This is a genomic window from Paraburkholderia sp. 22098 (assembly GCF_052045935.1).
GTDB classification, from domain to species: domain Bacteria; phylum Pseudomonadota; class Gammaproteobacteria; order Burkholderiales; family Burkholderiaceae; genus Paraburkholderia; species Paraburkholderia caledonica.
On record NZ_JBQEPV010000005.1, the window covers coordinates 118,422 to 144,549 of the forward strand.

Sequence of the window (26,128 nt, forward strand, 5' to 3'; positions counted from 1 at the left end):
GTCAATACAGATAGTTAAACTTTCTCGGCGCAAGCATTAGGCATTGCTTATGGACGGCGCGCTTCTGCTCGCGCTCCACCAAGGTCAGGCACGGCGGACGAGCAGGAAACTGAGTCCGATGGCGGCGAGGAATGCGCCGCAGCAGCGATTGAACCAGCGCCTGACGCGAGCGCGCACAAGCCACTTGCCCAGATGCATCCCCGCCCACGAGTACAGTGCGATAGCCACGCATTCCAGCACAAGGAAGCTCATGCCGAGCGCAGCGAACTGCGGAAGCATCGGTTTCCCGATGTCGACGAATTGCGGTAGAAACGCGGTAAAGACGAGTATCGCCTTGGGATTGCCCGCCGCCACGAGAAATTCCTGGCGTGCGATCCTCGCGAGCGATGCGGGCTGCTCTTGCGTAGTGTCCACCGCAGGCGCGTCGCTGCGCCATAGTTGAATGGCGAGCCAGATCAGGTAAGCGGCGCCCGCGAGTTTGATAGCGAGAAAGAACCACTCCGAAGCGTGCAGCACGACCGCGAGACCGGTGGCGGCGAGCGCAATCATGGTCGCAAACGCGACCAGCCGCCCGGTACCGCCGAGAAACGCAGTCATGAAGCCATGCCGCGCGGCCACGTTGATCGAAAGCAGATTGTTCGGCCCCGGCGCGAGATTGATCGCGAAACAGGCGGGGAGGAAGAACAGCCAGGCGGTGGTGGACATGGAGCCTCGCAGGGAATGAACGCGCGGGCGCGGGCCAGGTGAAAACCCGCAAATGCGCAAGCGCGCGAACACGCAAACGCGCAACCTGAAAACGCGCTGCGCTGCTTCCGATTGTAGCGAAAACCGGTGGCGCTTCTGCTCGCTTCTGCTCGCGTCTGCGCTGACGGGCGTTTGCGGGTGTCGTTGGATGACGCCTCTGGCGGAAGCCTCTTGCAGGCCCCTCAGTTCTCAGTTCACTGCATTGATGAATCCGCTATCGCCCACCAATGCGTCGACGCTAAGCCTCACCGTGTCTTCGATCGCAATGGAACTGCTGGTGAACTTCGGCGATTTCCGTTTGACGGTCTTGGTGGTCGAGAACACGACCTTTTGCGTGGCGGAATCCGTCACCACGTAGCGCATCTTCAGTGTCCACAGCGCGGGCGAACGGACGTCGTCGACAGTGAATTTTTCGATGTTGCCGCTCAGCACTTTCCTGCCATCGTTGAGATGGAAGCCAGCAACCTTGAGACGATTCGCGACGCTCTCGCGCACCGCCTGGTTGATATCGTTTTTCAGCACCAGGGCGGTCATCGCCGTGTTTTCGATGCGATTCGGCGACATGCGTCCTTCAATAGCCGGCATGTAGGCGAAATCGCGGGCGGGCGCGACGCTCAGCCAGCCTGTGGAATGTGCCGCCGCGCGGGGCGGGCTATTCAGCCCGAACCATGACCACGAGCAGGCGGACAGCATCAGGGGCAGCGCGATCACGCCGCAGCCCTTGAGCACGATATTTCCCAAAGTCGCCGGCGTGCCCGCTGCCGGGCGCGCCGGATGACGCGAAAGCGAACCATGCCGCGCCGATTCGGGCGCTGTGCTGGAACAAGCGGCGGTCGAGATCAGAAGAGTGGCCCTTTAAATGGTGATACATGCCGTTGAAGAACAGCATGGTAACAGCGGGCACCTGCGCGCCATCTTCGAAATAAAAAGCGCCGGGGCGTTGCCATTAGAAGAAGCCGGCTTTGCCCTGTGTCATATCGACTAGCGTGCGCCGTGCGTCTTCGACCGCGTTGACCGGCAAGCGGATGGTCATCTTCACGAGCATTGCGTGCGCGGTATCGGCGAGCGCGTAGCCTTGAGCCTCGATCCATCGCCGCACTTTGGCTTCGTCGGCGTAACCGACTTCGACGGTCAGCGATCCCTGTGCGATCCGTTCGATTCGCGGCGCGTCCAGCAGCGCCGAAGCAATTGCGTCCGTATATGCACGCACGAGGCCGCCCGCGCCGAGTTTGACGCCGCCATAATAGCGGACTACCGCGCCCAGCACGCCGTCCAGATCGTGATGCCGCAGCACTTCGAGAATTGGCCGGCCCGCGGTGCCGGACGGCTCGCCGTCGTCGGACATGCCGGACTGGCCGCCTGCCAGCAGCGCCCAGCACACGTGCGTTGCGGTGGGATGCTCGTCGCGCAGACGGCGCAATTCGTCCATCGCGGCGTCGCGATCCTCGACCGGCACGGCGTACGCAATGAACCGGCTCTTGCGAATCTCGAGTTCGTGGATGTGCCGCGTGGACAGCGTGTAAGTCACCTTGGGAATTCCAGTCAATAGCGATAATCGACACAACTCGCGAGCGCGTTGAAGCCCGAGACTCGCATGATAGCCAGTTTGCGGCGCCGGCAAGCGCGCTACGTGCGTCGCAAGTACACTGTTCGAACTGTCCGCTTGCATCGGACCGACGCAAACAATCTGGAGACGACATGCTCGAGCTATCTGCGTTAGGCACTTTCATTGCCGTTGTATTCGGCCTCTTTCTGATTCCCGGGCCCGCCGTGCTGCTGGTTTTAACACGCACGGTGCACGGAGGACGCAAGGCCGGCATCTTCACCGGCCTTGGCATTGCAGTGGGCGACTTCATTCACACGCTGGGCGCGGCGGTTGGCCTCTCTGCCTTGCTGATGACGTCGGCACTGGCGTTCAACGCAGTCAAATGGATCGGCGCCGCTTACCTGGTTTATCTGGGCATTCGGGCATTGCGTGAAAAGCAGACCAACGCGAATGTGCCCGCGAGTGCGCCCGTGTCCGCATCGAAAGCGTTCTTTCAGGCCATTCCCGCCGAGGTGCTGAATCCTAAGACCGCGCTTTTCTTTCTCGCGTTTCTTCCGCAATTCGTTCATCCCGAACATGGCTCCACGTTTTTGCAGTTCACGACGTTGGGCCTGATTTTCGTCGGCATGAGCGCGCTTTACACCACGCTGATCGTCTTGACGATTCGCCCGCTCGGCAGGCTTATCAAGCGCCTGACGTGGCTGCGCCGGTGGCAGAACAAGATCATCGGTGTGCTGTTTATTTCGCTTGGACTGCGCGTGGCGACGCAAACGCGCTGAGCGCCCGCGTATTCCGCCCGCCCTTTCGCCATCTAGGCGAGCGGTAAAGACTCTTGTCATAGTTAGCGCTTTCCCGTTCAACTGGCCTGCATTGCACGAGAATAGAGATGGACCACATCGCCGCTTCCGCAGCCACGCCGGCACGCCGGATCGAGTTCTGGTTCGACTTCGGCAGCAACTATAGCTACCTGAGTGTCATGCGCATCGAGGCTGAGGCCGCGGCGCGAGGCGTGAGCGTCGATTGGCGGCCGTTTCTGCTAGGACCGATCTTTCGCGCGCTTGGTTTCGACAATTCTCCGTTCGTTCTGCAAAAGGAAAAGGGCGCCTACGTGTGGAAGGACATGGAACGGCAGTGCCGCAAATACGGCATTGCGTTGACACGTCCGAGCGTTTTTCCGCGAGCAGCGTTACTCGCGCTGCGTGTAGCGCTGCTCGGCGCGGAGCGCGAATGGATTGCTGCGTACTGTCGAGAGATCATGCAGCAGAACTTCGTGCATGACCGCGATATCGGTTCGATCGAAGTAGTGAGCGAAGCGCTCACGAAACTCGGTTTACCCGCGCAACAGATCGTCGCCGAAGCGCAGAGCGACACGAACAAGCTGCGTCTGCGTGAACAGACCGAAGCTGCCGCGTCCAAAGGCATTTTCGGCGCGCCTACTTTCTTTGTCGGCGACGAAATGTTCTGGGGCAACGACCGGCTGGAAGACGCGTTGGACTTCTGCTATTCGTCGCCGCGCTGACAGAAGCGCCTGCCAGGCACATGCGATACGACGGCCTGCGCAATTTCAAGCGGTGTACTTTCGGCGGGCACCACGCGGCGACTTGCTTCGGGCGTGTGCTTCATGGTCCATTCGACGAGCCGGTACGAACATCCCCAAGGCGGTTGCAGCGGGTCAGAGACCTTGCATGAGTGAATCTGCCGGACCCATTCGTTGTCAGGCATGGCGCGCAGATGCTCGAATACCTTGTTCTCAACCATGGTGTGACCTCTTTCTTTTTCGCAGGCATGCAACCTGTCTCTTGGCGCGTCGGCAAACATCGCTGAAAAAAACGCCGCCGGTGATCTGGCGGCTCAACAGGGGATGTTGAGTCACATGGTTGCAGCAAAGAATTAAGCGAGACTTAAGATCGCGCAAATCCGCACGCATACGCGTAGCGGTCGGGTCGAGCGCCACGCGTAGTGTCACGCATCCGGCGGCACGCCGAGCAGTTGCAACGCGCCGCCCGTTACGGCGCTGAACACCGGGCCGGCGACAGTGCCGCCATAAAACGCCTTGCCGGCCGGGTCGTCGATCATCACGGCGACGATCAGTCTCGGGTCGCTCATAGGCGCCATTCCGACGAAGAGTGCACGGTAGCGATTCTTCGCGTACGTCGCGCCGACCTGCTTGCGCGCAGTCCCGGTCTTGCCGCCCACGCGGTAGCCTTCCACTGTCGCAGCGCGCCCGGTGCCGCCATCGCCCGTGGCCATTTCCAGCATCGAGCGGATCGCGCGTGCGGTGCCGGGCGTGGTGACCGCGTGGCGCGTTTGAGGTGAAGCGCCCGCGTCATTGCCGCCCGCCTCGGTGCCCTCGCGTAGCAACCGCACGCGGTGCATCGTTCCGTCGCCGGCATAGGCGGTGTAGATCTGCGCGATCTGCAATAGCGAAGCGGAAAGTCCGTAGCCGTATGCCATGGTTGCCTGCTCGATCGGGCGCCAGCGTTTGTACGGGCGCACCTTGCCCGATGCCACGCCTGGGAACGTCAGATCGGGCCGCAAGCCGAGCCCGTATTCCTGATACTTCGTCCAGATTTTCTCGGCCGGCAAATTGAGCGCGAGCTTGGCGAGCGCAATATTGCTCGACTTCTGCACTGCTTCCGCAACGGTCATCGCGCCGTGATTCGACGTGTCGTGAACCACCGCGGGACCGATCTTGTACCAACCCGGCGCCGTGTCGATCACGCTTTGCGGCCGCACTTTGCCTTCGTCGATGGAAAGCGCGACGACCACTGGCTTGATCGTCGAACCCGGCTCGAACGTGTCGACCACCGCGCGATTGCGCAATTGCCGCCCGGTCAGACGCGCGCGGTCGTTCGGATCGAAGCTCGGATAATTGGCGAGCGCGAGAATCTCGCCGTTGCGCGCGTCGAGCACCACCACGCTGCCCGCTTCCGCGCGATGTTTCGCAATCGCGTCCTTCAACTGTCCGTATGCGAGTTGCTGAATGCGCCGGTCGATGGTCAGATGGATCGTCTCGCCGTTCTGCGCGGGTACGAGCGGGCGCGTCTCTGACACGACGCGGCCGAGCCGGTCGCGGATGACTTCGCGATGACCGGGTACGCCGAGCAGTTGCTCGTTGGCTGCCAGCTCGACGCCTTCCTGACCGTTGTCCTCGATGTCCGTAAAGCCGACCACGTGCGCCGCCGACTCGCCCTCCGGATAAAAGCGCTTGGAATCCGCAATCTGCGTGATGCCCGCGAGTCCGAGCTTGGAAAGATGACCGGCGGTATCGGCGTCGACCTGGCGCTTCAGCAGCACGAACGTCTTGTCGCCGCTCAGACGACGACGCAGTTCCGCGAGCGGCAGATCGAGCAGCTTCGAAAGCGGCGGCAACGCGGCTTCGTCGAGTAGTTTCGGGGACGCCCAGATCTCGTAAGTCGCCAGACTGACGGCGAGCATGGAGCCGTTGCGGTCGACAATGCGGCCGCGCGTTGCATCCAGTTCGATCGTGCGTTGGTAGCGCTTTTGCCCTTGATCGATGTAGAAGTCGCGATTCACCACCTGAACCCAGAGCGCGCGGCCGGCGAGCGCGGCAAACGCGCCGAACACCAGCACGACGATGAACTTCGAGCGCCACATTGGAAGACGCGCAACGAGCAACTGGTTCTTTGCGACCGGAGCGTACGGGTCGCGTGGCTGAGACTTTTTCTTCTGGATCATAGAGGCGGATAAACAGCGGATTGACTTGCATCGCTCAAAGGCGGTGCTGCTCATTGTAATGAGAACGTAATCTGTATGAGAGATTACTGCAAGTCAACTCGCGCGACGGGCGAAAAAAAGCCGCGCGGATCCGAAAATCCGTGCGGCTCGTGTTCAAGCGCTTCTGTCCGTCGCGTTGTCTAGTTGTCCGTTGTTTCCGTCGTTTCCCGTTGCGTTCTCTCGCGCTTGTTATGCGCTTGTCACTCTAGTCAGCGTCAGGCCGGCAGCGCAAAGCTGGAAATCGCTTCGCGCAGAACGCCCACCTGGTCTTTCAGCGAATGCGCGGCGGCCGCGGCCTGTTCCACGAGCGCAGCGTTCTGCTGCGTGACCTGATCCATTTCCCCGACCGCGCGATTCACCTGCTCGATCCCCGCGCTCTGCTCGCGCGACGCGTTGCTGATTTCCTCGAGGATCTCGTTCACGCGACGCACCGATTGCACGATCTCGCCCATCGTCGAACCCGCGTTGGACACGAGCGATGCGCCTGCTTCCACGGTAGTCGTCGACGTTTCGATCAGCGCCTTGATCTCCTTGGCGGCCGTGGCCGAGCGTTGCGCGAGGCTGCGCACTTCGGCGGCGACCACCGCGAAGCCGCGTCCCTGTTCGCCCGCGCGGGCCGCCTCGACCGCCGCGTTCAACGCGAGAATGTTGGTCTGGAACGCGATGCCGTCGATCACCCCAATGATGTCGCCGATCTGCCGCGAGCTCGTCGTGATCTCGCCCATCGTACGGACCACGTCGTCGACGACGCGGCTGCCGCGCGTGGCGACGTCCGCGGCCTGACCGGCGAGTTGTGCCGCTTGCAGCGCGCTGTCGGCGTTCTGCTTCACATTGACCGTCATCTGATCCATGCTCGACGCCGTCTGCACCAGCGCGGCCGCCTGCTCCTCGGTGCGCTGCGACAGATCGGTATTGCCCGCGGCAATTTCGCTCGCGCCGATGTTGATGTTTTCGGTGCCGGTACGAACGCGCGAAACGGTGTCCACGAGACCCGCCTGCATGGTCTGCAACGCATGCAGCAGGCTGCCGGCGTCGTTGTCCTTGACCGGCACGCGCGTCGCAAGGTTGCCGCGCGCCATCAACTGCGCATGTTCGACGGCCACTTCCAGATCGCCGCCGAGCGAGCGGCGGATGCTGCGCAACACGAGCAGCATGATGGCCGTGGCAACAGCGCCGAGCGCGACGGTGATGGCGAGCCAGCGCAGGAGACTTGAATAAAACGCGCGCTGCACGTCGTCCATATACATGCCGGTGACGACATACCAGTCCCACGGCTGGAAGTGCATCGCATAGCTCGTCTTGGCCACGGGCTTGTCGCTGCCGGGCTTAGCCCACAGATAGTCGACAAAGCCGCCGCCTTCGCGATTGCCTGCATTGACGATATCCACGAACAGATGGTTGCCCGCTGGATCGGTGAATTGCGCCAGGTTTTTGCCGACCATCTCTTTCTTGAACGGATGCATCAGCATGACCGGCTGGGAATCGTTGACCGAGATGTAGCCGTCCTTGCCGTAGCGCATCGCCTCAATCGTTGCGAGCGCCTGCTTCTTCGCTTCGTCCTCGGTGATGACGTGCTGCTGCGCCAGCGTGTAATAACGGCTCACCACGTGGTTCGCCTGATCGATCAGCGACGTGAGCTGATCGCGCCGGTCGGCAATCATCGACGCACGGTTTTGCCATGCACCGAAGCCGCCGATCAGGATCAGGCCGAACCAGAGGACGGCGATCATTGAGGCCAGTTTTTTGTTCAAAGTCATAGCAATGGGTCGTGCTTTCACAAAGGGTCGATCGGATTGGCTGTTTTCTTTTCGCTGACTGTGTTTACGGCAGTCGCAAGGTGTCTCCTGAGGCAGGGGAAACCCGCTGTTTTAGCAGGGGTTTTGTCTGACTAAATGTCCTCTGCGGCTTTGTAAGGCGACGAGTCGCCGGTTTATTAAAAATGCAATGAAGTTTGAAACGCGGTAATCAATTAATCGTGAAGCGTTATTCAACTGTATTTCGCGATTACCACGATTTTCATTGGAATACGCTTGTTGCAATTTGCGTCGCTGGAGCACGCCGATTCGGCTGCCAGCGCGTGGGGACAGGGTGTTCTGTCAAGTTTCCACAAAACGCCAATTAACTCCAAAGGCCACGTGGCTGCGCATCGCTGCAAAAATCGACACATTTTTCCACTTAACAGCAAGGCCGAAAAAGCAGAGCCGTCTAAATGACCAATAAATGAAAATTCCGCTATAGTCGCCATTTTCCAGTCGCCAGCCGGGCAAAAAGAGCGCCAATAAGCCCGCCACAAGGAGTACCGAAAATGAATGCCCGCGAACCCGCCTTCGTCTCCGCTTCCCGCAGCGCACGTCTGCGTCAGATGCTTGTCAGCAACGAACTCGAATTCATGATGGAGGCCCATAACGGCCTGTCCGCCCGCATCGTGCGCGAAGCAGGTTTCAAGGCGATCTGGGGCTCGGGCCTCGCGATTTCCGCGCAATTCGGTGTGCGCGACAACAATGAAGCAAGCTGGACGCAGGTGGTCGACAACCTCGAATTCATGGCCGACGCAAGCGATCTGCCCATTCTGCTCGACGGCGATACCGGCTACGGCAACTTCAACAACGTGCGCCGCCTCGTGCGCAAGCTGGAACAACGCGGCATTGCCGGCGTGTGTATCGAAGACAAGCAGTTCCCGAAAACGAATAGCTTCATTAACGGCGAAGCGCAGCCGCTCGCCGATATGGACGAATTCTGCGGCAAGATCAAAGCCGGTAAGGACTCGCAGTCGGACGAAAATTTTTCGATCGTGGCGCGCGTGGAAGCGCTGATCGCAGGCTGGGGCATGGACGAAGCGCTGCGCCGCGCGGAAGCTTATCGTCGCGCCGGCGCCGACGCGATTCTGATTCACAGCAAGCTCTCGCGTCCCGACGAAATTCTCGAGTTCGCGCGTGAGTGGGCGGGCCGTGGGCCGCTCGTCATCGTGCCGACCAAGTACTACAGCACGCCGACCGAAGTGTTCCGCGAAGCCGGCATCAGCACGGTGATCTGGGCGAACCATCTGATTCGCGCGGCGACCTCGGCCATGCAGGCGGTTGCACGAGAAATCCATACGAGCGAAACGCTCGTCAATGTCGAAGACCGCATTGCCGGCGTCAATGAAATTTTCCGCTTGCAGGACGCGGACGAATACTCCGAAGCGGAAGACCGCTATCTGTCGAGCGGCCGCGCGGCGAGCGCCGCTGTCGTGCTTGCGGCGAGCCGCGGCAAGGGCCTCGAAGCGGTCACTCAGGACCGTCCGAAGGTCATGTTGCCGATCGCCGGTAAGCCGCTGTTGCGCTGGCTGGTCGACGCGTTCAAGAAGCAGGGCGTCAACGACATCACCGTGGTAGGCGGTTATCGCGCCGATGCAATCGACACGGCCGGTATCAAGCTGGTGGTCAATGAGAAGCATGCAGAAACCGGCGAACTCGCATCGCTTGCGTGCGCGCTCGACAAGCTCGCGGGCGACACGCTGATCTCGTACGGCGATCTGCTGTTCCGCAGCTATATCCTGCGTGATCTGGTGGAGAGCGAGGCGGCGTTCAGCGTCGTGGTGGATTCGTCGTTGACCGATGCGGAAAACGCGAGCGTGCGCGACTTCGCATGGTGCTCGTCGGCCGACGACCGCGGTCTCTTCGGCAACAAGGTGCTGTTGCGTCATGTTTCGAGCGGGCAGCAGGCGTCGTCGGAGATTGCCGCGCAAACGCCGCATGGCCGTTGGGTCGGTCTTCTGAACGTGCGTGGCGAAGGCTGCGAGCGTCTTCGGGCGGTCATGCAGCAGTTGCAGGCGCGTGCCGATTTCGCGTCGCTCGACATGCCCGCTTTGCTGAACGCGCTGATCGAGGCCGGTGAATCGATCGAGGTGCAATACGTGCACGGCCACTGGCGCGGTGTGAACGATCTCGAAGACTTCCGCCGCGCCGGCGACTTCGCGCATGGCCAGACGCCGCTCGCGGCGTCGGTCGGCACGCAGGCAACGGATTCCGCGAACGGAGCCGCGCAATGATCGAGGCGGCACAGTTCGTCGAGGCGGCGCGCGATCGCGGTTTCGACTGGTACGCGGGCGTGCCGTGCTCGTACCTGACGCCGTTCATCAACTACGTGTTGCAGGACGAGTCGCTGCATTACGTGTCGGCGGCGAATGAAGGCGACGCTGTCGCGCTGATCGCCGGCGTCGCGCTCGGCGCGCGCGATGAGCGTGGTGGAGGCACACGCCGCCGCGGGATCACGATGATGCAGAACTCCGGGCTCGGCAACGCGGTGAGCCCGCTGACGTCGCTCACGTGGACCTTCCGTTTGCCGCAGTTGCTGATCGTGACGTGGCGCGGCCAGCCCGGCGTCGCCGATGAACCGCAGCACGCGTTAATGGGTCCCGTCACGCCCGCGATGCTCGACACGATGGAAATTCCCTGGGAGACCTTCCCGACGGAAGCCGACGCAATCGGCCCGGCGCTGGATCGCGCCATCGCCCACATGGACGAAACGGGCCGCCCGTACGCGCTCGTCATGCAAAAGGGCAGCGTCGCGCCGTACGAATTGAAGGCCGGCGCCGCCAGCGAGCGTCGCGTGCCGGCGACGGCGCGTTCGCAGTTCGCCAACCTGGTCGCGAGCGAACTCGCGTCGCGCCATGACGCGCTGAAGAAGGTGATCGCGCATACGCCGATCGAGTCGACGGTGGTGCTGGCGTCGACGGGTTTTTGCGGGCGCGAGCTTTACGCAATCGACGATCGTCCGAATCAGTTGTACATGGTCGGCTCGATGGGCTGCGTGACGCCGTTCGCGCTGGGTCTGGCGCTCGCGCGGCCGGACCTGCATGTCATCGCGCTCGACGGCGATGGCGCCGCGCTGATGCGCATGGGCGCCTTCGCAACGCTTGGCGCATACGGCCCGTCCAATCTCACGCACGTGCTGCTCGACAACGGCGCGCACGACTCGACCGGGGGACAGGCGACGGTGTCGTCGCAAGTCTCGTTCGCGGGCGTTGCGGCGGCGTGCGGTTATGCGTCGGCGGTCGAAAGCGACGATCCGGCCGTGCTCGACCAGTTGTTCGAATCGGCCCCGCTCGACGGCCCGCGTTTTGCGCGCCTCGTGATTCGCCGCGGCACGCCTGACGGCTTGCCGCGTCCCACCATCACTCCGCCCGATGTGAAAACGCGCCTCATGCGCCACATCGGCGCCGCGTGAAGTCAAAGTAAAGGAGCGCCCATGCTGCTGCTCAATCCCGGTCCGGTGACGCTCACCGAACGTGTTCGCAACAGCCTGTTGCAGACGGACCTGTGCCATCGCGAAAGCGAATTTTTCGATTTGCAGGAAGAGGCGCGCACGCGTCTCGTCGACCTGTACGGTCTCGACGCGAGCGAATGGCAAGCGGTGCTCATGACGGGCTCCGGCACGGCCGCTGTCGAAAGCATGACCGCCGCGCTGGTGCCGCAAAACGGCAAGCTGCTGGTGGTGGAAAACGGCGTGTACGGTGAGCGCATTTCGCAGATCGCCGCGCAGTACGGCATCGCGCACGAGTCGCTCAAGCACGACTGGATGCAGGCGCCCGACCTCGCGAAAATCGCCGAACGTCTCGACGCGGACAAAGCGTTCACGCATGTTGCGGTGATTCATCACGAGACGACGACGGGGCGTCTGAACGACCTCGCGGCGTTGGGCACGCTGTGCCGTGCGCGCGGCTTGCGTTTGCTGGTGGACGGCGTGAGCAGCTTCGGCGCCGAAGCGATCGATTTCGCCGACGCGAGCCTCGACGCGGTCGCCGCCACGGCCAACAAGTGTTTGCACGGCGTGCCGGGTGCCTCGTTCGTGCTGGTGCGCCGCGCCGCGCTCGCGCAGGCGGCGAGCCGCACGTACTACCTCGACCTCGGGCGGCTCGCGCGCTTGCAGGATCAGCGCAACACGCCGTTCACGCCGTCGGTTCATGCGTACTACGCGCTCGTTGAAGCACTGCGCGAGATTGCCGACGAAGGCGGCTGGCGCGCCCGTCATGCGCGTTACGCGGCGCTCGCGGAACAGGCGCGCGCGGGACTGGCCGAGCGCGGCATCGGCAGCGTGCTGGCGCCGGCGGAATCGTCGGTGGTGTTGCGTGCATACCGGCTGCCGAACGGCGTCACGTATCCGCAATTGCACGATGCGCTGAAGGCGCGCGGATTCGTCATCTATGCGGGACAGGGCGGGCTGTCAGCCGAGCTGTTCCGTATTTCGACGATGGGCAATATCCACGCCGCCGACATCGACCGGCTGTTGCAGGGCTTTACCGAACTGACGCGCTGAGCGCCGCGCTGCTGGCTCACACAGGGTCTTTGTCCGGCGGCCCTTCCGGGCGCTGCGGCTCTTCGGTGTGATGACCGGGCGATGGCGGCGTCAGCGGATCGCCTTCCGGATCGCGGGTCGGATCGGCGTTAGGGTCGGGGATCGGGCTTGTATGCATGTCGTAGCTCATGGCATCACCTGTGGTTGAGAACTCTGCGATAGCGGGACTGCGTCCGGCGTTCTCTTCAAGCGTAGACGCTTCCTGTCAGGCTTGACCGCCAGAGTTGCTGCGCTGATCGTCCTGTTACTTCTTCACGCGACGGCCGACGGTGAGGTGCCAATAGCGCTCGGCGGCAAAAACATCCTCGTAGTTGCCGGCGCCGAACGCGCGCAACTGGCTCTGATACGCATTGACCGCTTCGCGCTTGATCTGTCCGCGGCGCTGTGCGTCGATCGTGTGTCCGGCGCTCGGATTGGCCGGCGTCGCCACGATGCCGCGCTGCGCGAGATCGGCAAGCCGTGCCTGCACGACACCCGGCGTGCGCCGATGAATGGCTTCCTCGTAGCCGAACCATTCGAGATGCGACAGGCGCGGCAGGATCTCGCAGCATGCTTCGAATACGCGCACATGGTCGTCGTGAAACAGGCCGAGCGGCATCAGCAACGTGTTCGCCGTAGTTCGGTAAATGGTTTCCTCTAGTGCCGCTGCCATTTTGCTGATCGACGGCGAGTCGGAATACTGACTGTCGCGAAACGGCATTCGCAGCGGAATTGCATCGAGCAATTCAAGCGCGCGATTGTCTTCGAGCGTGCGCTCGTGTATCGCCTCATGCGCGTCGCTGAAGCCCGACTTTTCATCCCATTCCGTACGCATCGTATGCTCGGGCGGCGCGGCGAAGACCGTACAAACCGCAGCGTCGGGATGCGCGGCGAGCAATGCGCCGCAACTGAAGACGGCGTCGTCGAAATGAGGTGACACGATGAAAAGGCGCGGACTGGTTTCGCTCATGGGAAGTCGGGTGGTTTCGAAACGTGCGCCGCATGAGCGGCGTAGCGTTGCGTGACAATCGCGGCGTCACATCAGCTTAGGCGGAATTGGAACGAGTTGCGCGGCTGATTCGCAGTCTATGAACGGTTCCGATTGCATCGAGCATTAATCATGTTCCGCGCAAGCGTCATGCCTGAGGCCCTTTCGCTTTCAGCGGCCGGTCAGCGCAAGGCGCGCAAATCGTCGGGCGTGTCTATATCGCGCAAGATTCCGGCGTCATCGACATCTAGCCTCATGACTCGTTCGGAGCCGAGCAACGAGCGCGCGCCGCTGTCGCCGTCGAGGCACAGCAGCGCGTCGCGGTAGTCCACGCCGAACCCTACGGGATGGCCGCGCTGCCCGTCGTAAAACGGCGCCACGATCGGCGCGCCGCCGTCGAGCGCGCGCGCCACCGCTTCGATCGTGGTGATCTCTATGCGAGGCATGTCCGCGAGCGCGACGATCCAGCCCTCGGCGTCCTCACTCGCCTGAATACCTGCAGCGAGGCTTGCGCCCATGCCGCGTTCGGCTCCGGGCGCGAACGCCACGTCGCAGCCCACATCGTTCAAAAGCCGCGCAAGCGCCTCAGCGCCCGGCCGCACCACGGCCAGCACGTGCGGCACGACCCTCAGTAGCCGGTGCGCCGCTTCCTGCGCGACCGGCGTGCCGTCGGGCAGCCGCGCAAGCAGCTTGTTTTGCAGGCCGTGCGGATCGAAGCGGGAGCCGATCCCGGCCGCGAGCAATATGCCAGTGGCGAGCGACGCGTAAGCCATGGGTGGGCACCGTTGAGTAAGATGCCACCGATTGTGCGGCGCAACGCACCGCGAGGCAAGCGGCCCGCGCAGCGCGCTCAGACCTGCGTCGTCGTCATCACCTTGTCGAGCGTTATCGGAAGATCGCGCACGCGCACACCGGTTGCGTGGTACACCGCGTTGGCAAGCGCGGCGCACACGCCCGTAATGCCGATCTCGCCGATGCCCCGCACGCCAAGGGAATTGATGTACGGGTCGGGCCGGTCGAGGAACGTGATATCCAGCGCGCCGATGTCGGCATTCACTGGCACGTGGTACTCGGCGAGATTTGCGTTCGTGAAACGCCCATAGCGCGTATCCAGCGAGGTTTCCTCCTGCAACGCCGCACCCACGCCCCATACAATGCCGCCGAGCATCTGGCTGCGTGCGGTTTTCTCATTGAGCACGCGGCCCACGTCGTACACGCCGACCACGCGCGGCACGCGAATCGTGCCGAGGTCCGCGTCCACATGCACTTCGACGAACACCGCGCCGAACGAGTGAAACGAGTACTTCTGCTTCTCGCCGCCCGGCTTGACGGTGGACATCGCCTCGATCGGTTTGCCGCCGGAGCGCGCGACGATCGCCGCCGCGGGATCGCGCTTCGACGGTTGCGAGCGGCTCGTTACCCAGCCGTTCTCCACGGTGATGTCGTCGAGCGCCATGCCGTGCACGGGCGACGCAGGGTCCGCCAATGCCAGCGCGATTAGCCGCGCGCGCGCCTCGGTTGCTGCGTCGCGCACAGCCGGCGAAACGCTCGCCGCCGATTGCGAGCCGCCCGACACCGGCGCCTTCGGCAGCGACGAATCGCCGAGCGCAAAGTGGATGTTTTCCGGCGCGAAGCCAAGCGCGTCCGCGGCGACCTGGGTCATCACCGTGTACGTTCCAGTGCCGATGTCCTGCGTGCCCGAGGCCACCATCGCAGTGCCGTCGGGCAAGATCCGCGCGATGGCGCTCGCTTCGCTGCGATTAGCCGGGTAGGTCGCGGTCGCCATGCCCATGCCAATCAGCGTATTACCGTCACGCATGGAGCGCGGCGCGGGGCTGCGCCGCGACCAGCCGAATTTCTCCGCGCCGATCTGATAGCACTCACGCAACGACTTGCCCGACCAGGGCTTGTTTTCCTGCGGATCGGCTTCCGCATAGTTCTTCAGGCGCAACGCGAGCGGGTCCATTTTGAGCGCGACCGCCAGTTCGTCCATTGCGGATTCCAGCGCAAACGAGCCGGTCGTCTCGCCCGGCGCGCGCATGAAGGTCGGCGTGCCGACGTTGAGCGGCACGAGCCGGTGTGTGGTCACCTGGTTCGGCACCGCATACAACATACGCGTGACCATGCAGCACGTCTCGGTCCAGTCTTCGATCATGGACGTGTTCGAGATGCTGTCGTGACGCATGGCGCTCAGCGTGCCGTCGCGCCGCGCGGCCAGCACGAGGCGCTGTTCGGTGCGCGGACGTGCGCCGACCGGACCGAACATTTGCGGCCGCTCGAGCACGAGCCGCACCGGACGCCCGGTCCGTTTCGCGGCCATCGCGCACAACGACACATGCGACCAGGACGAGCCCTTGCAGCCAAATCCGCCGCCGACGAACGGCGAGATCACGCGTATATCGCCAGGCGAAATGCCGAGCGTTCGGGCCACCGCCTGCGCTTCGCCGCTCACGCCCTGCGTCGAATCGTAGAGCGTAAGCTGCGGGCCGTCCCAACGCGCCATGGTCGCGTGCGGCTCCATTGGATTGTGATGCTCGATGGGCGTCGTGTAGGTTGCGTCGATATGCACCGCGCTGTTCTGCATGCCGTCTTCGAAGCTGCCACGCTGCGTATCCGTTTGACGCCCTTGCGGTTTGTCCGGCGCATGTGCATTTGCCTTCGCCTGTGCGAAGTCGAGCGTGGCCGGCGTGCTCTGATACGTGATGCGCAACCGGCGCGCGGCATCGGTCGCATGTTCGAGCGTATCGGCGACGACTACTGCCACCGGCTCGTTGTTGTAATGCACCAGGTTGTCCTGCAGGAGCGACAGTCGACGCCCCGCAGGCGGGGCCAGTTGCGCCTTGCCGCCGTTCGGCAGACGCGGCGCGTTCTGATGCGTCATGACAAGCAGCACGCCGGGCACTGACTGCGCGCGGCTTGCATCGATCGACGCAATCGTGCCGCGTGCAATCGTGCTCGTCACGAGCACCGCATGGGCGAGACGCGCTTCCGGAAATTCCGCGGCATAGCGTGCTTCGCCGGTTACTTTGAGTAGACCGTCGATGCGGTCGAACGGTTGACCGATCAGCGTCATGCGACACCTCCTGCGCGGCCGGCGGCCTGATTCACTGCACGCACGATCGCGCGTTGCGCGAGCTGCACCTTGAAGCGGTTGTCGGCGAGCGGCCGGGCATCGCGCAATGCAGCGGCAGCGGCGTTGGTGAGCGCGGCTTGTGTCAGCGGCTGTCCGTTCAGCATCTGTTCGGCTGCACTCGCGCGCCACGGTTTGTGCGCGACGCCGCCCAATGCAATGCGCGCGGTCTGCACGCGCTCGCCGTCCATCTGCAAGGCAGCGGCCACCGAGACTAGGGCGAATGCGTAACTGGCGCGGTCACGCACTTTGAGGTAATGCGAATGCGCGCTGAAAAGCGGTGGCGGCAGATCCACCGCGGTGATCAGCTCGCCGGGCCGCAACGTGGTGTCGACATCGGGTCTGTCGCCCGGTAGCCGATGAAATTCGGCGAACGGAATGCTTCGCTCCCCGGCCGGGCCACTCACGCGGACCACCGCATCGAGCGCGGCGAGCGCCACGCTCATGTCCGACGGGTTGACCGCGACGCACTGCGGACTCGCGCCGAGAATCGCGTGCATGCGGTTGTGCCCTTCGAGCGCCGCGCAGCCGCTGCCCAATACGCGCTTGTTGCACTGGGAAAAAGCGGTGTCGTAGAAGTATGCGCAGCGGGTACGTTGCAGCAGATTCCCGCCGACCGTCGCCATATTGCGCAATTGCGACGACGCGCCTGACAAGAATGCTTGCGATAACAACGGATACTGTTCGCGCACCAACGCATGGTTCGCGGCGTCGCTATTGCGCACCAGTGCGCCGATGCGAATGCCGCCGTCGGGCAGTGTCGTCACGCCGTCGAGTCCGCCTATATGTGTGATGTCGATAAGCCGCACCGGCCGCTCGACACCTCCCTTCATCAGATCGAGCAGATTCGTGCCGCCGCCGATGAACACCGCGCCCGGTTGCTGCACGGCGCGCACTGCGCCGGCGACATCGGCGGCGCGTTCGTAGGTAATCGCATCCATGCCGTCGCTCCGTTACGCGTTGTCGCGGTTATCGTGGTTATCGCGATGGTCACGATGGTCGGCGCCAGCCGTGCCCGCATTCTGACCACTGCCTTCATGCGCCGCGCGTATCGCGGCAACGATATTTGAATAGGCACCGCAGCGGCAAATGTTGCCGCTCATGCGTTCGCGAATCTCTTCGTCGGAAAGGTTGGCGGGACGTTGGCGCACATCGGCGGTCACAACGCTCGCCGTGCCGTTGCGAAACTCCTGGAGCAGGGCGGTCGCCGAGCATAGCTGCCCCGGCGTGCAGTAGCCGCACTGAAACGCATCGTGTTCGATGAACGCGCGTTGCAGCGGGCTCAATGCACCGTTGCTCGCGAGCCCTTCGACCGTGGTGATGGTCTCGCCTTCATGCATGACGGCGAGCGTTAGACATGAATTGATGCGGCGTCCGTTGGTGATCACCGTACAAGCGCCGCATTGTCCACGGTCACAGCCTTTCTTGGTGCCCATGAGACCCGCGTACTCGCGCAATGCATCGAGCAAGGTCACGCGCGGCTCGAGTTGCAACGTATACGCACGGCCGTTGACGTTCAATTCGACGGGGCGTGGCGGCACGGGAGCAGGAGCCTGCGCGGGTGGCGGTACAGATGTTTGCGCTTGTGCGCGAAGGTGCGGTGCCGCACCGACAGTCGCGGCTGCTGCAGCCGATTGTAGAAAACGGCGACGAGAAGGTTGGTGCAAGGCGGCGGCTTCGTCACCCGGATCATGACATTCGTTATCTGTTGCCATAACGTTCTATTGACTCCGCTGAAAGGTCAATGCAGGCTGACGATGCGTCGGTATCCGAAGCTTCGCGTCCAACAACCGAGGGTAACAAATCCGGCGCAGTTGCGTGAACAACGCTGACACAAAACGGTATTGTGAAAATAACGGAGACAGCACATATGAGATCACCCATTGGAGTCGGGCACGCGCTTCCCCTTGCAATCGTTGTCGCTCTCGGTGTGAGCGCCTGCCACGGCGACAGCACGCCCCAGCCGCAAGCCAACGTCCTGGTCAGCTTCATCGCGGGCACCGTCAGGACACAGTCATATGACGGCAATAGTGACGACCTGCTCACGGCCGGACTCGGTAAAACTGGCCTCGCTTCAGCCAGTGTTCCCGCGATTGCAAACGCCGCGCAACCGACAGCGGCGGAGCTGCGCCGACTCGCGATCTGGTCGAACTACCGCGCGCTCGTCGACATGAGTAGCAATGGCGGCTATGGGCGCTTCTGGGGTCCCAATATCGATGTGAACGGCAACGACACGTTGGGCGAAGGAAAGATAGCGGGCAAGGAATACCTCGCTTTCGCAGACGACGGCAGCGGTAAGCAGAATGTCAGCGTGCTCGTGCAAATTCCGGCGAGCTTCAATGCGGATCAACCGTGCATCGTCACGGCAACGTCATCGGGTTCTCGCGGCGTGTATGGCGCGATCTCCGCAGCCGGCGAGTGGGGTCTCAAGCACGGCTGCGCGGTCGCCTACACGGACAAAGGCTCGGGCAACGGCGCGCACGAACTGTCGACGAATCGCGTGACGCTGATCGACGGCACGTTGCAGGACGCGAATGCCGCAGGCAACGCGAGCCTCTTCACGGCCAACCTGGGCAACACGGATGCCGCCACCTACAACAGCCAGTTCCCTAACCGGTACGCGTTCAAGCACGCGCACTCGCAGCAGAACCCGGAGCAGGACCGGGGCAAGAACACGTTGCAGGCGATCAAGTTCGCGTATTGGGCACTCAACGATTCGTATGGAACGTTGAACGGCTCGACGCGCACGGTACGCTATAACCCGGGCAGCATCACGACGATCGCGGCATCGGTGAGCAACGGCGGCGGCGCGTCGCTCGCAGCCGCCGAGCAGGATACCTCCGGACTCATTACCGCAGTGGTAGTCGGCGAGCCGCAGATCAACGTGCGCGTGCCCTCGCAAGTCTCGGTGACTCAGGGCGGTGTGCCCGTCGGCGCATTCGGCAAGCCGCTTGCGGATTACATGACGCTCGCGAATCTGCTTCAGCCTTGCGCAGCGCTCGCGCCTGCCGCAGTCGGCGCGCCGTATCTGACGGCGCTGCCGCTTGCCACGACCACCGCGATTCGCACCGCGCGATGCGCGGCGCTCGCGGCCAACGGTGTGATCGCGGGGGCGGACACCGTCACCCAGGCAACCAATGCGCTCACGCTGTTGCATCAGAACGGCTACGAGACCGACTCCGACGTGCTCCATGCGCCGATGTGGGATTCGCAAGCGGTGCCCGCCGTCGCCGTGACTTACGCGAACGCTTATGCGAGGGCGAGCGTGAGCGCGAACCTGTGCAACTTCAGCTTCGGCACGACGAGTTCGACGGGCGCGGCGGGCGTGACGCCGGCTGTGTCGCCGATGCTCACTGTGTTCGGCAATGGCAATGGTGTGCCGCCCACTAACGGTATCAACCTCGTCTACAACGCGGGCACGGCGGGCGCATTCGACCACCGGCTCGCAACCGTCGACGCAAGTTATGCGGGAGCAGCCTGCCTGCGTACGCTGTGGACCAACGGCACGCTGACAACGAGCGTTGAAGCGATCAAGGTGAATGCGAACCTGCACGGCAAGCCCACCATCATCGTGCAAGGCCGGGCCGATGCGCTGGTGCCGATCAATCATGCGTCGCGGCCCTATGTCGCAACGAACCAGCTGCTCGAAGGCGGCGCGAGCAAGCTCTCGTTCTATGAAATCACGAACGGCCAGCACTTCGACGCGTTCCTCGGCGTGGCGGGCTTCGACAACCGCTTCGTACCGCTGCATTACTACAACATTCAGGCACTCAATCTGATGTGGAGCCATCTGAAGAGCGGCACGCCGCTGCCGCCGTCTCAAGTGGTTCATACGGTGCCGCGCGGCGGCTCACCAGGCGCTGCGCCCGTATTGACCGTCGCCAACTTGCCGGCGATTGCGGCCAACCCTGGCGGCAATGCCATCACGGTGTCGAACGGGGTGGTGAACGTGCCGAACTGATGGCGGCTGTGTGTCGATAGCGGACCACGCGCGCGGTGTCTGATCGCGCGTGTGGCCGCTACGTTGAATACCAGGCCGGGTATGAACGATGCTACCTGTATTCGGAATCAAGCGCGTTCAGAGGACAGCCGATGCAGTTCGACTACAAGCATTTCCACATCGATTGCCGCGCACGTCACGCCGACGAAGGCGTCTACTACGCGCGCGCGAAAATCACTCGCATACCGCGGAAAAACGAGCATTTCCGGTCGCACGATTCCGGCGACATCGACGCTTTCTCGAACGAGGCCGATGCGATCGCCTGCGCAAGGTCGTGGGCAATCGAATGGTGCGATGAGGCCGCCGATGCCGTGTCGGGAACAGCGTCGAAATAACTTGCGTTGCAGGAGGAACCGTCGTGGCGAGGCTGCGCATTGCGACATTCAACATCAACGGAATCCGTTCGCGCCAGGCCGCGTTGCTGCAATGGCTGGAGCGCGAAGCGCCGGACATTGTCTGCTTGCAGGAACTGAAGGCCGCCGATAGCGCGTTTCCCGCCGACGCATTTCGCGAAGCGGGCTACCACGCCATCTGGCACGGCCAGAGCGCGTGGAACGGCGTGGCGATTCTGTCGAAGGGCGAGCCGCCGCTCGAAAGCCGCCGTGGCTTGCCGGGCTTCGAAGAGGACACACATAGCCGCTATCTGGAAGCGGCCGTCGACGGCGTCCTGGTGTGCTGCCTCTATCTGCCCAACGGCAATCCGCAGCCCGGTCCGAAGTTCGAGTACAAGCTCAAGTGGTTCGACCATCTGATCGACCATGCGGCGAAGCTGCTCAAGAGCGGACATCCGGTCGTGCTGGCCGGCGACTTCAACGTCGTGCCTACCGACGAAGACATCTACAACCCGCGCTCATGGCTGAAAGACGCGCTGTTGCAGCCGGAAAGCCGCGAGCGCTACCGGCGTCTCGTCGCACAGGGATGGACGGATTCGCTGCGCACGCATTTCGGCGAGGAGCGGGTCTATACGTTCTGGGATTATTTCCGCCGGCACTGGGACACCAACTCCGGCTTGCGCATCGACCATATTCTGCTGAGCCCGGACCTCGCGCCGCGCTTGCGCGACGCGGGCGTGGACCGCTGGGTGCGCGGCGAGCCGCATGCGAGCGACCATGCGCCGACATGGGTCGAGTTGGACATGGGCGCGTTGCGTCGCAAGACACGCAGCTGAAGCACGCGTCTTGCGACCGGCGGTGACGCATCGATGCGCGGGGTAACGCTAGCGAACTATCGTCGCGCCCGGAGCCGGATGCATGCGCGCTGCGACGGCCGGGATAGCCGAGCTGGCAGGCACGTTTTCATCGATCGACGTACGTCCGCCGTCGTGGAAGAACGCCTGCTCCGCGGCCTTGTTCATCACGAGAATGCTGATGCGCCGATTGGTCGGTTCGTCCACGACATTGCTGTTGAGCGGCAGTACATCAGCAAGACCGCGTACCTGCAACAGCTTTTCGACGTGCATGCCGCCTGCCACCAGCGCGCGCCGCGCGGCATTCGCGCGCTCGGAAGAAAGCTCCCAGTTCGAATAGCCGACCGGTCCGCCCGTGTACGCCACGGCGTCGGTGTGCCCCGCGATCGAGATGCGGTTCTCGACGTCGTTGAGCGCGGCGCCGATCTGCGTGAGTATCGCGACCGCGTAGCTCTGCAGTTTCGGACTGCCCGATGCGAACATCGGGCGGTTCTGCGAATCGACGATCTCGATGCGCAGTCCTTCGTTCGTGATCGAAATGCGGATCTGGTCCTTGAAGGCCTTTAACGCAGGACTCTGTTCGATCAACGAGACCAGCTTCTCTTTCAGTTGCTGCAAGCGGGCCGTGTCAGCGGGCGCGACGGTCGGCGCCACGTTCACAGGAGTGGCGGGCTCGATCTGGGTTTTCTTGCCGTCGCCGGGGCGCGTGTCCGAGATGTCGCGGCCGCCGCCTTGCACGATGCTCGGCCGTGCTGCGGCCGTGCCTTCGTTGCCGCCGAGCAGGCTCGATAACGGCGTGTTGAAGTAATCTTCGATGCCTTGCTTGTCGAACTTCGACGTCGAGCCGAGCAGCCACATCAGCAGGAAGAACGCCATCATCGCAGTGACGAAGTCGGCATACGCGATCTTCCACGCGCCGCCATGATGCCCACCGTGGTCGTCGCCCTTTTTCGAGCGGCGCACGATGATCGGCGGCGGCGCCTCGTCCTGGGAGCCGCGTGACCTTCTTTGCGTCATGACGCGGCTCCCTCGGTGGCCGGCTTCGGCGATTTGGTCGCGCGCACAGCGTCGTCGAGTTCCTGGAAGCTCGGGCGATCGGCGGTGAACAGCACCTTGCGGCCAAACTCCACAGCGATGGGCGGTGCATAGCCCGACAGCGAGGCAAGCAGCACCGCCTTCACGCATTGGAACGGCTTCGCTTCGGCACGGCCCTTTGCGTTGAGCAGATCGGCGAGCGGACCGATAAAGCCATACGCGAGAAGAATGCCGAGGAACGTGCCGACCAGTGCACCCGCGATCATCTCGCCGAGCACGGCGGGCGGCGCGCCGACCGAACCCATGGTGTGAACCACGCCCATCACGGCGGCAACGATGCCGAAGGCAGGAAGGCCGTCGGCCATCTTCTGGATTGCATTGGCCGCCACCGACGCTTCCGCGTGATGCGTGGCCAGTTCTTCATCCATCAGGTCCTGTACTTCGAGCACGTTGACGTTGCCGCCCGACATCATGCGCAAATAGTCGACGATAAAATCCAGCAGATGATGGTCGGCGAGAACGTGCGGATACTTCTGGAAAATCACGCTTTCTTCCGGCGCAAAGACGTCGGCTTCGAGCGACATCATGCCTTCCTTGCGTGCCTTCTGAAGCAGCTCATAAAGCAGAGCGATCAGTTCCAGATATTTTTCCTTGGTGTAGCCACCGCCCTTGAAACATTTAGGAATCGCCTTGAGGGTTTTCTTCAATGTCGAAGTCGGATTGCTCACTACGAACGCGCCAATTGCCGCGCCGAAAATGCAAAGCAATTCGAACGGTTGAAGGAGCGCCGGCAAATGGCCGCCCACGCCAAGAAAGCTCCCAAGGACGGAGCCGATCACCAACAGCCAGCCAATCGCAACAAACATAAATTCTCCATAATCTTGCGCGCCGCACGTTGTGAGAATGAGCCCTTGATCAAGGACATTTGCGTGCGTCACTGAATTTCCGCATGTACTGGTAAACGGCTCGAAAGGGTGATTGCTGAAGAGCGCAAAGCAACCGGAATTCAAATATTGCGGGGCTCGCTCGCGCATTCATTCGGCATCGGTAAAAGCGCCCGCACCTTTTTACCGGTTGCTCTGCTAGCATGCAGTGCGACCCGCGTCAGGGCTCCTCGACGGTGAACTCTCAAGACGAACGAAGATGACTATGAAAGCCAGCACCATTGCGGAGCGCGAGGCCCGCGGCCGTGCCGCCCGCGAAAAATCGAAGCGGTCGAGTCATAAAACGGTGGGCGCATTAGACCGCGATCCAATCGACCTTATTAAGCAAAGCAGCGAAGGCCGCGTGCAGAACCTCGTGCCGTTGCGCTATGGGCGCATGGCCGTGTCGCCGTTCACGTTCTTTCGCGGCACCGCGAACCTGCAAGCTCACGATCTAAGCCAGGTTCACGACAGCGGCCTGACCATGCCGATCTGCGGAGACGGGCATCTGATGAACTTCGGCGGCTTCGCGACGCCCGAGCGCCAGCTGGTTTTCGACCTGAACGATTTCGACGAAGTGTCGGTGGGTCCATTCGAATGGGACCTCAAGCGCCTTGCCGCCAGCCTCGTGCTGGCCGCGCGTCACATGCGCCTGAGTCGCGGCACAGCCGAGCATCTGGTGATGACCGCCGTGAGCGAATATCGCAATCGCATGGCGCAATACGCACAATGCGGCGCGTTGGAACTCTGGTATGAGCGCATTACCTTCGACCGCATGGCGGAGACGGCGCTGTCGCCGGAGCGCCGCCGCGCGGTGCGCCGCGGCATGGAGAAGGCCGCGAGCCGCACGCACGAAAGTCTGTTCGAAAAGATGGCCGAGCATGACGGCGAGCGCTGGGTGATTCGCGATGCGCCGCCTGCGCTTTTTCACGTGCTCGGCTCGAACACGCTCTTCACCGCCGAAGAGGCCGATGAACTGAAGGGCTCGCACGGACACAAGATACTCGACGGCATGTGGAGCGAGTACATGAAGACGATGTCGCATGACCGGCGTGAACTGCTTGGTCAGTTCAGCGTGCAGGACATCGTATTCAAGGTAGTGGGCGTGGGCAGCGTGGGGACGCGCTGCATGGCGGTGCTGCTCGTCGATCCCACGGGCAAGCCGCTCTTCGTACAGATCAAGGAAGCGAGGCCGTCGGTGATCGCCCGCTACTACAAGTCGCCACCGGTCAAGCATCAAGGCGAGCGCGTGGTGCAGGGGCAGCGCATGTTGCAGGCAGCGAGCGACATCTTTTTAGGCTGGGCGACGAGTTCGCTCGGCCGGCATTACTACTTCCGTCAATTGCGCGACATGAAGCTGTCGGCGAGCATCGAGTTGTTCGACAGCGATCTGCTGGACGGTTACGCGAGGCTATGCGGCTGGGCGATGGCGCGTGCCCATGCAAAGGCGAGCGGGCAGGCGGTCGAAGTGAGCGCGTATATCGGGCGCGGCGATCAGTTCGCCGAGGCGTTGGCAGCTTACGCGGCGAGTTACGCCGATCAGGTGGAGCGCGACTACGATGTCTTCGTCAAGGCATGCCGCAGCGGTGTTATCGAGGCGCGCTCGGACGAAGACATGGCGGCGGATTTTCGCATGTGAATCAGCGCTGTGGATCCACACTGTCAAGCGTCGACCCTCGCCTCGCGCAACGTCACGAAGCGCAAGTTCCTTTTGCGAGCCGCTTCGATGACACGTGGCAGCACGGCGAGAATCAGCGGCTTACCGTCGGCGGTCAGCGCGGCGTTGCCGTCGTGCAGCAGCAGTATGTCGCGCGGTGCCAGACCGTCGAGTAGCCTGCGGGTGACGACTTGCGGATCGCGTTCGCGTGTGTCGTAGCCGCGGCGCGTCCATGCCGCTAGCCGCAAATCTAGCTTGCGCAGCACCGGCTCCAGAAAAATATTGCGCAGGCCTGCCGGCGCGCGAAAGAACATGGGCCGTTCGCCGCCGAGTTCCTCGAGTGTGCGTTGCGCGGCATCTATCTCGCGCAGAAGCGCACCCGGAAACGTCACGGAAAACGTGTGCACATGAACCTGCGAATGGTTTTCGAGCGCATGACCGCGCGCGACAATTTCGCGTGCGAGTTGCGGATAACGCCGCGCCTTTTCTCCTATGCAGAAGAACGTAGCGCGCACGTGCAGGGCATCGAGCAGGTCGAGTACTTGCGGCGTGACGACGGGATCTGGACCGTCGTCGATCGTCAATGCGATTGCATCCGCGTTGCGCGCGGCAGCGGGCAGGCGCGTCCAGTTCGGACCCAGCAGCGACGTACGCGGCAGCAGACCGGCCACGGTAAATACAGCGTGATTCGCGAAGATCGCGGCGAGCCACCACGGCCATGCGCGGGGTACCAGCAGCCATGCGGCCAGCACGAAGACGTGCCATGCGGCGGTGGCGGTGAGCATCGCGGGATAGCCGGTCTGAGGCCACCGGCGCAGCGGTGGCGCTCCAGCGTCGTGGGGCGTGGAGAGTTGGTTCATAAAGCG

At 62.9% G+C, this 26,128-nt stretch carries 24 protein-coding genes; 9 read left to right on the forward strand and 15 right to left on the reverse strand.

All coding sequences use genetic code 11. From position 1 onward, the window contains the following. Positions 1-84 precede the first annotated feature (84 nt). The 3 genes from ACTJLB_RS12230 to ACTJLB_RS12240 form a co-directional block, all read right to left on the reverse strand. Positions 85-705, reverse strand: coding sequence for a LysE family translocator (locus ACTJLB_RS12230; protein ID WP_088175835.1), 621 nt, complete (start codon positions 703-705; stop codon positions 85-87). Positions 706-933: 228 nt separating this feature from the next. Further along, positions 934-1,473 (reverse strand): hypothetical protein, encoded by a 540-nt coding sequence (locus ACTJLB_RS12235; RefSeq protein ID WP_087752150.1) that lies wholly within the window; start codon positions 1,471-1,473, stop codon positions 934-936. A gap of 217 nt (positions 1,474-1,690) precedes the next feature. Beyond that, positions 1,691-2,272 (reverse strand): IMPACT family protein, encoded by a 582-nt coding sequence (locus ACTJLB_RS12240; protein ID WP_392394667.1) that lies wholly within the window; start codon positions 2,270-2,272, stop codon positions 1,691-1,693. A gap of 170 nt (positions 2,273-2,442) precedes the next feature. Between ACTJLB_RS12240 and ACTJLB_RS12245 the strand changes: the two genes are divergently transcribed. Next, positions 2,443-3,069, forward strand: a complete 627-nt coding sequence (locus ACTJLB_RS12245; RefSeq protein WP_131320455.1) for a LysE family translocator — start codon at positions 2,443-2,445, stop codon at positions 3,067-3,069. Between the two features lie 107 nt (positions 3,070-3,176). Further along, positions 3,177-3,809: a 2-hydroxychromene-2-carboxylate isomerase gene (locus ACTJLB_RS12250; RefSeq protein ID WP_410800556.1), complete on the forward strand. Its 633-nt coding sequence runs from the start codon at positions 3,177-3,179 to the stop codon at positions 3,807-3,809. On the opposite strand, the gene ACTJLB_RS12255 is transcribed toward ACTJLB_RS12250, so the two are convergent. The 3 genes from ACTJLB_RS12255 to ACTJLB_RS12265 all read right to left on the reverse strand — a co-directional run bounded on the left by ACTJLB_RS12255 (position 3,791) and on the right by ACTJLB_RS12265 (position 7,785). Next, complete coding sequence (locus ACTJLB_RS12255; RefSeq protein ID WP_440783406.1) at positions 3,791-4,048, reverse strand: DUF2866 domain-containing protein; 258 nt, start codon at positions 4,046-4,048, stop codon at positions 3,791-3,793. The two genes, ACTJLB_RS12250 and ACTJLB_RS12255, sit on opposite strands and share 19 nt — an antisense overlap. A 204-nt stretch (positions 4,049-4,252) precedes the next feature. Further along, positions 4,253-5,989 carry a peptidoglycan D,D-transpeptidase FtsI family protein gene (locus ACTJLB_RS12260; RefSeq protein ID WP_440783407.1) on the reverse strand — a complete coding sequence of 579 codons (1,737 nt, stop codon included), beginning with the start codon at positions 5,987-5,989 and terminating at the stop codon, positions 4,253-4,255. A 254-nt stretch (positions 5,990-6,243) separates the two neighbouring features. Continuing rightward, positions 6,244-7,785 carry a methyl-accepting chemotaxis protein gene (locus ACTJLB_RS12265; RefSeq protein ID WP_027804636.1) on the reverse strand — a complete coding sequence of 514 codons (1,542 nt, stop codon included), beginning with the start codon at positions 7,783-7,785 and terminating at the stop codon, positions 6,244-6,246. A gap of 548 nt (positions 7,786-8,333) precedes the next feature. Here ACTJLB_RS12265 and aepX point away from each other — a divergent pair. From aepX to ACTJLB_RS12280, 3 genes are read left to right on the forward strand one after another with little or no spacing between them, the layout of a single operon-like run. Then, the gene (aepX, locus tag ACTJLB_RS12270) at positions 8,334-10,058 is read left to right on the forward strand and encodes a phosphoenolpyruvate mutase (protein WP_310068852.1); all 1,725 of its coding nucleotides are present in this window, start codon (positions 8,334-8,336) and stop codon (positions 10,056-10,058) included. Beyond that, a complete protein-coding gene (aepY, locus tag ACTJLB_RS12275) occupies positions 10,055-11,236 on the forward strand; it encodes a phosphonopyruvate decarboxylase (protein ID WP_440783408.1) in 1,182 nt (393 codons plus the stop codon). The genes aepX and aepY overlap by 4 nt, the downstream gene beginning before the upstream one ends. Positions 11,237-11,257: 21 nt before the next feature. Beyond that, positions 11,258-12,325 carry a 2-aminoethylphosphonate aminotransferase gene (locus ACTJLB_RS12280; protein WP_020068065.1) on the forward strand — a complete coding sequence of 356 codons (1,068 nt, stop codon included), beginning with the start codon at positions 11,258-11,260 and terminating at the stop codon, positions 12,323-12,325. Between the two features lie 16 nt (positions 12,326-12,341). Here the strand turns inward: ACTJLB_RS12280 and ACTJLB_RS12285 are convergent, their stop codons facing one another. The 6 genes from ACTJLB_RS12285 to ACTJLB_RS12310 all read right to left on the reverse strand — a co-directional run bounded on the left by ACTJLB_RS12285 (position 12,342) and on the right by ACTJLB_RS12310 (position 18,176). Continuing rightward, a complete protein-coding gene (locus tag ACTJLB_RS12285) occupies positions 12,342-12,494 on the reverse strand; it encodes a hypothetical protein (RefSeq protein ID WP_164701897.1) in 153 nt (50 codons plus the stop codon). Between the two features lie 114 nt (positions 12,495-12,608). After that, positions 12,609-13,313, reverse strand: coding sequence for a PIG-L family deacetylase (locus ACTJLB_RS12290; RefSeq protein ID WP_020068067.1), 705 nt, complete (start codon positions 13,311-13,313; stop codon positions 12,609-12,611). A gap of 200 nt (positions 13,314-13,513) precedes the next feature. Continuing rightward, positions 13,514-14,104, reverse strand: coding sequence for a nucleotidyltransferase family protein (locus ACTJLB_RS12295; RefSeq protein ID WP_440783409.1), 591 nt, complete (start codon positions 14,102-14,104; stop codon positions 13,514-13,516). A 77-nt stretch (positions 14,105-14,181) separates the two neighbouring features. Then, a complete protein-coding gene (locus ACTJLB_RS12300) occupies positions 14,182-16,404 on the reverse strand; it encodes a xanthine dehydrogenase family protein molybdopterin-binding subunit (protein WP_440783410.1) in 2,223 nt (740 codons plus the stop codon). Next, complete coding sequence (locus tag ACTJLB_RS12305) at positions 16,401-17,402, reverse strand: FAD binding domain-containing protein (protein ID WP_027777448.1); 1,002 nt, start codon at positions 17,400-17,402, stop codon at positions 16,401-16,403. The genes ACTJLB_RS12300 and ACTJLB_RS12305 overlap by 4 nt, the downstream gene beginning before the upstream one ends. A gap of 12 nt (positions 17,403-17,414) precedes the next feature. Then, positions 17,415-18,176: a (2Fe-2S)-binding protein gene (locus tag ACTJLB_RS12310; protein WP_440783411.1), complete on the reverse strand. Its 762-nt coding sequence runs from the start codon at positions 18,174-18,176 to the stop codon at positions 17,415-17,417. 155 nt (positions 18,177-18,331) lie between these two features. On the opposite strand from ACTJLB_RS12310, the gene ACTJLB_RS12315 reads away from it, so the two are divergent. From ACTJLB_RS12315 to ACTJLB_RS12325, 3 genes are all read left to right on the forward strand, one after another. Then, on the forward strand, positions 18,332-20,422 hold the full coding sequence (locus tag ACTJLB_RS12315) for a D-(-)-3-hydroxybutyrate oligomer hydrolase (RefSeq protein ID WP_440783412.1): 2,091 nt from the start codon (positions 18,332-18,334) through the stop codon (positions 20,420-20,422). Positions 20,423-20,553: 131 nt separating this feature from the next. Then, on the forward strand, positions 20,554-20,796 hold the full coding sequence (locus ACTJLB_RS12320) for a hypothetical protein (protein WP_020068074.1): 243 nt from the start codon (positions 20,554-20,556) through the stop codon (positions 20,794-20,796). A 23-nt stretch (positions 20,797-20,819) separates the two neighbouring features. Further along, the gene (locus ACTJLB_RS12325; RefSeq protein ID WP_440783414.1) at positions 20,820-21,629 is read left to right on the forward strand and encodes an exodeoxyribonuclease III; all 810 of its coding nucleotides are present in this window, start codon (positions 20,820-20,822) and stop codon (positions 21,627-21,629) included. Positions 21,630-21,677: 48 nt separating this feature from the next. On the opposite strand, the gene motB is transcribed toward ACTJLB_RS12325, so the two are convergent. Together motB and motA are read right to left on the reverse strand one after the other, a co-directional pair. After that, complete coding sequence (gene motB, locus ACTJLB_RS12330; protein ID WP_020068076.1) at positions 21,678-22,664, reverse strand: flagellar motor protein MotB; 987 nt, start codon at positions 22,662-22,664, stop codon at positions 21,678-21,680. Next, positions 22,661-23,548: a flagellar motor stator protein MotA gene (gene motA / locus ACTJLB_RS12335; RefSeq protein WP_020068077.1), complete on the reverse strand. Its 888-nt coding sequence runs from the start codon at positions 23,546-23,548 to the stop codon at positions 22,661-22,663. Before motA ends, motB begins: the two co-directional genes overlap by 4 nt. A 283-nt stretch (positions 23,549-23,831) precedes the next feature. Here motA and ACTJLB_RS12340 point away from each other — a divergent pair, with 283 nt between their 5' ends. Then, positions 23,832-25,244 carry a DUF2252 domain-containing protein gene (locus ACTJLB_RS12340; protein ID WP_440783416.1) on the forward strand — a complete coding sequence of 471 codons (1,413 nt, stop codon included), beginning with the start codon at positions 23,832-23,834 and terminating at the stop codon, positions 25,242-25,244. A 23-nt stretch (positions 25,245-25,267) separates the two neighbouring features. Here the strand turns inward: ACTJLB_RS12340 and ACTJLB_RS12345 are convergent, their stop codons facing one another. Beyond that, positions 25,268-26,122: a polysaccharide deacetylase family protein gene (locus tag ACTJLB_RS12345; RefSeq protein ID WP_440783418.1), complete on the reverse strand. Its 855-nt coding sequence runs from the start codon at positions 26,120-26,122 to the stop codon at positions 25,268-25,270. Positions 26,123-26,128 lie beyond the last annotated feature (6 nt).

What these genes read in the sequence shown, in the direction of transcription:
- ACTJLB_RS12230 (WP_088175835.1), bottom strand. Translation starts at nt 705, where the DNA reads ATGTCCACCACCGCCTGGCTGTTCTTCCTCCCCGCCTGTTTCGCGATC.
- ACTJLB_RS12245 (WP_131320455.1), top strand. Translation starts at nt 2,443, where the DNA reads ATGCTCGAGCTATCTGCGTTAGGCACTTTCATTGCCGTTGTATTCGGC.
- ACTJLB_RS12250 (WP_410800556.1), top strand. Translation starts at nt 3,177, where the DNA reads ATGGACCACATCGCCGCTTCCGCAGCCACGCCGGCACGCCGGATCGAG.
- ACTJLB_RS12255 (WP_440783406.1), bottom strand. Translation starts at nt 4,048, where the DNA reads ATGGTTGAGAACAAGGTATTCGAGCATCTGCGCGCCATGCCTGACAAC.
- ACTJLB_RS12260 (WP_440783407.1), bottom strand. Translation starts at nt 5,989, where the DNA reads ATGATCCAGAAGAAAAAGTCTCAGCCACGCGACCCGTACGCTCCGGTC.
- ACTJLB_RS12265 (WP_027804636.1), bottom strand. Translation starts at nt 7,785, where the DNA reads ATGACTTTGAACAAAAAACTGGCCTCAATGATCGCCGTCCTCTGGTTC.
- aepX (WP_310068852.1), top strand. Translation starts at nt 8,334, where the DNA reads ATGAATGCCCGCGAACCCGCCTTCGTCTCCGCTTCCCGCAGCGCACGT.
- aepY (WP_440783408.1), top strand. Translation starts at nt 10,055, where the DNA reads ATGATCGAGGCGGCACAGTTCGTCGAGGCGGCGCGCGATCGCGGTTTC.
- ACTJLB_RS12280 (WP_020068065.1), top strand. Translation starts at nt 11,258, where the DNA reads ATGCTGCTGCTCAATCCCGGTCCGGTGACGCTCACCGAACGTGTTCGC.
- ACTJLB_RS12285 (WP_164701897.1), bottom strand. Translation starts at nt 12,494, where the DNA reads ATGAGCTACGACATGCATACAAGCCCGATCCCCGACCCTAACGCCGAT.
- ACTJLB_RS12290 (WP_020068067.1), bottom strand. Translation starts at nt 13,313, where the DNA reads ATGAGCGAAACCAGTCCGCGCCTTTTCATCGTGTCACCTCATTTCGAC.
- ACTJLB_RS12295 (WP_440783409.1), bottom strand. Translation starts at nt 14,104, where the DNA reads ATGGCTTACGCGTCGCTCGCCACTGGCATATTGCTCGCGGCCGGGATC.
- ACTJLB_RS12300 (WP_440783410.1), bottom strand. Translation starts at nt 16,404, where the DNA reads ATGACGCTGATCGGTCAACCGTTCGACCGCATCGACGGTCTACTCAAA.
- ACTJLB_RS12305 (WP_027777448.1), bottom strand. Translation starts at nt 17,402, where the DNA reads ATGGATGCGATTACCTACGAACGCGCCGCCGATGTCGCCGGCGCAGTG.
- ACTJLB_RS12310 (WP_440783411.1), bottom strand. Translation starts at nt 18,176, where the DNA reads ATGGCAACAGATAACGAATGTCATGATCCGGGTGACGAAGCCGCCGCC.
- ACTJLB_RS12315 (WP_440783412.1), top strand. Translation starts at nt 18,332, where the DNA reads ATGAGATCACCCATTGGAGTCGGGCACGCGCTTCCCCTTGCAATCGTT.
- ACTJLB_RS12320 (WP_020068074.1), top strand. Translation starts at nt 20,554, where the DNA reads ATGCAGTTCGACTACAAGCATTTCCACATCGATTGCCGCGCACGTCAC.
- motB (WP_020068076.1), bottom strand. Translation starts at nt 22,664, where the DNA reads ATGACGCAAAGAAGGTCACGCGGCTCCCAGGACGAGGCGCCGCCGCCG.
- motA (WP_020068077.1), bottom strand. Translation starts at nt 23,548, where the DNA reads ATGTTTGTTGCGATTGGCTGGCTGTTGGTGATCGGCTCCGTCCTTGGG.
- ACTJLB_RS12340 (WP_440783416.1), top strand. Translation starts at nt 23,832, where the DNA reads ATGAAAGCCAGCACCATTGCGGAGCGCGAGGCCCGCGGCCGTGCCGCC.
- ACTJLB_RS12345 (WP_440783418.1), bottom strand. Translation starts at nt 26,122, where the DNA reads ATGAACCAACTCTCCACGCCCCACGACGCTGGAGCGCCACCGCTGCGC.